Genomic DNA, 584 nt, shown 5'->3' on the forward strand with positions numbered 1-584 from the left:
TCGTCCGACCGTCGTATCAATCATATCTCCATCAATGCGTACTTTTATCCTCGCCTGCTCTTCCACTTCCTGAGAATCATAGGCAATTCGAACCTCATCTGTAGAGGAAAAGATCTTTCCCTCCCCACGAGCACCGTCACGATCCTTGGTCAACCAATAACATCCTAAAACCATATCCTGAGATGGGATAGATAGAGGTCGGCCATTAGCCGGCGAAAGAACATTATTGGCCGCCATCATTAATACTCGAGCCTCAATTTGGGCTTCCACTGAAAGCGGAACATGCACAGCCATTTGATCCCCATCAAAGTCAGCATTAAACGCCGCACAGACTAAGGGATGAAGACGAATAGCCTTCCCTTCTACCAATATAGGATCAAAAGCCTGAATGCCCAGACGATGAAGAGTTGGAGCACGATTCAACATAACTGGATGCTCTCGAATCACTTCATCAAGGACATCCCAGACTTCTGGGCGCTCCTTCTCAACCAAACGCTTAGCGCTTTTGATTGTCGTTGCTGCTCCACGCTCTTCCAGTTTATGAAAGATAAACGGCTTAAATAATTCCAAAGCCATTTTCTTGG

1 protein-coding gene is annotated in these 584 nt (G+C 46.4%); it reads right to left on the reverse strand.

Annotated features, from left to right (window positions below; genetic code table 11):
• The coding region (locus KC460_05235) for a DNA-directed RNA polymerase subunit beta' (GenBank protein ID MCA9770745.1) at positions 1 to 584 on the reverse strand (584 nt) is incomplete at both ends.

It is taken from the genome of Candidatus Dependentiae bacterium, from assembly GCA_020431705.1.
GTDB lineage: Bacteria > Babelota > Babeliae > Babelales > Vermiphilaceae > JAGQHQ01.